The sequence below is a fragment of the Sulfitobacter sp. genome (assembly GCF_041552635.1).
Classification (GTDB): domain Bacteria; phylum Pseudomonadota; class Alphaproteobacteria; order Rhodobacterales; family Rhodobacteraceae; genus Sulfitobacter.
This window is the reverse complement of the sequence record NZ_JBFEKM010000353.1, coordinates 1-1,516: the sequence shown is the minus strand read 5'-3', so window position 1 is coordinate 1,516 and position 1,516 is coordinate 1. Positions and strand designations below refer to the sequence as shown.

Sequence of the window (1,516 nt, the reverse complement as noted above, 5' to 3'; positions counted from 1 at the left end):
TAAGCCCGGACCTGACGACAGTATGCACCGCCATCGCCGCCATCCCGTTTTCGGGCCGGCGGCGTTTGGTTGCAGTGGCTGGCGCACCGGCAAGTGGCAAATCCACCCTTGCGGATGACATCGCTGACCAGTTGAATAAAGGCGGACACAGATCGCAGGTGGTGCCGATGGACGGGTTCCATCTGGACAATACCGTGCTGGACCAGATGGGTTTGCGGCACCGCAAAGGTGCCCCAGAAACGTTTGACGTTGGCGGGCTGATCCGCATGATCAACGCCCTGTCCCAAGACGATCAAATCTATTTCCCGCAATTCGACCGCAGCCGCGATATCGCCATCGCAGGTGCAGCGACTGTCGCGCCGGATATCGAAACCGTGATTGTCGAAGGCAATTACCTGCTGTTCGCGGAAACCCCGTGGTCCGCCCTTGCCCCGCTGTGGGATTTACGCATCTTTTTGACCGTGCCGGAAAACGTTTTACGCGGACGGCTGATTGACCGCTGGCTGGCCCATGACCACAGCCAAGCGGCGGCCGAAGCGCGCGCCGATGGCAATGACATGGCCAATGCACGGCGTGTCTATGCCAACCGCCTGCCCTGCGATATCGATGTCGACTTCACAGCGGCCTAACCGTTTTCCAAGAACGCCAGCAGCCGTGCTTCGCCGGCGAAAAGCCCCGCGCTGCGGCCAGTCTCGATCTCAAGAGGGTCGCCGCCTGCCAGATCAATCACGGCCGGGTGAATATAGCTATTACGTGCAACGGTAGCCGTGTTGCTTAACTGATGCGCGGCGGCTGTGGCCATATCCTTGATCGTCGCTGCGCCTTTTTCGCCAACCTCAAAAGCGGCAACAGTCCCGGCCCACGTACGAAAGGTCTTGGCTGTAAATGCCTCGTCCCCCGATGCTTGGGCGATGTAGGCATTCAACGCGGTGGAATTCAACTGATGCACTTCGCCATCGGCATCCAGCCAAGACAACAGCTCAGCCCCTGGCAAATCGTTGATTTTGCCCAGGGTTTTCGCAAGGGTCCGGTCATTGATCTGACGGCGCACCTTTTTGCCACCCTTGGCGGTGTAGCGCAGGCTGATCTTGTTCCCGTCCAGCTTTACATGGCGGTTCTGCAAGGTCACGGTACCATAGCTGCCGTTTTCACGGCTGTAGTCGGCATTGCCAACCCGCAGCGACGCCCGGTCAATCAGGGTCACGGCACTGGCCAGCGCAAAGGCGCGCTCGCCCGCGTCTTCTTCAAGGTCACGTCTCACAAAGCGGCGTAGTTTCGGCAGGGCGTGGCCAAAGTCTATCAAGCCGTTAAACTTGGTCTCCGCCTGCGCCTCTGCCCATTTCTCGTGATAGCGGTATTGCTTGCGGGACCGTGCATCGCGCCCCGTGGCCAGCAAATGGCCGTTTGGCAGGGGCGACATCCAGACATCCTCATAGGCGGGCGGCACTGCCATCGCGTCCAGACGCGCGCGTTCCGACGTGCGGTCAATCGTCGTGCCATCGGCAGCCTTGTAGGT

Annotated in this window: 2 protein-coding genes; one reads left to right on the top strand and one right to left on the bottom strand. The window is 60.1% G+C overall.

Going from position 1 to position 1,516, the window contains the following annotated elements; translation table 11 throughout:
• Positions 1-629: nucleoside/nucleotide kinase family protein (locus ABYT07_RS21005; protein ID WP_372993936.1), on the top strand; the 629-nt coding region annotated here is incomplete at its 5' end.
• Here ABYT07_RS21005 and ABYT07_RS21000 read toward each other — a convergent pair.
• A partial coding sequence (locus ABYT07_RS21000) for a DNA topoisomerase IB (RefSeq protein WP_372993935.1) occupies positions 626-1,516 on the bottom strand: 891 nt, incomplete at its 5' end. The genes ABYT07_RS21005 and ABYT07_RS21000 overlap by 4 nt on opposite strands.